Below are 440 nucleotides of genomic sequence, written 5' to 3'. Positions count from 1 at the left end.
ATCCAGATGACACAGTGAAATTCAGTTTAATCGGTCGACCAAATGTTGGTAAATCTTCTATTCTAAATGCACTGCTTGGAGAAGATCGTGTTATTGTTTCTGATATTGCGGGTACAACTCGTGATGCAATTGATACAACTTATACTTTCGATGGCCAAGATTATGTCATGATTGATACAGCCGGAATGAGAAAACGTGGGAAAGTGTATGAAAGCACAGAGAAATATAGTGTTTTACGTGCAATGAGAGCAATTGAACGCTCGGACGTTGTTCTTGTGGTTATCAACGCAGAAGAAGGGATTCGTGAGCAAGATAAACGAATTGCTGGATATGCGCATGATGCCGGACGTGCGATTATTATTGTAGTAAACAAATGGGATGCAATTAACAAAGATGAAAAAACAATTAACGTATGGACGGAAGATATTCGGGAGCAATTC

1 protein-coding gene is annotated in these 440 nt (G+C 39.3%); it reads left to right on the top strand.

Annotated features, from left to right (window positions below; translation table 11 throughout):
* Positions 1-14: 14 nt before the first annotated feature.
* Positions 15-440 (top strand): GTPase (locus ACQRBT_RS28290; protein WP_427851698.1); only part of this gene is annotated, 426 nt, incomplete at its 3' end.

It is taken from the genome of Pseudomonas sp. R19M, assembly GCF_050312585.1.
GTDB classification, from domain to species: Bacteria; Pseudomonadota; Gammaproteobacteria; order Pseudomonadales; family Pseudomonadaceae; genus Aquipseudomonas; species Aquipseudomonas palleroniana.
The sequence above is the reverse complement of the archived record's forward strand: the minus strand, read 5'-3'. Positions and strand labels throughout refer to the sequence as shown.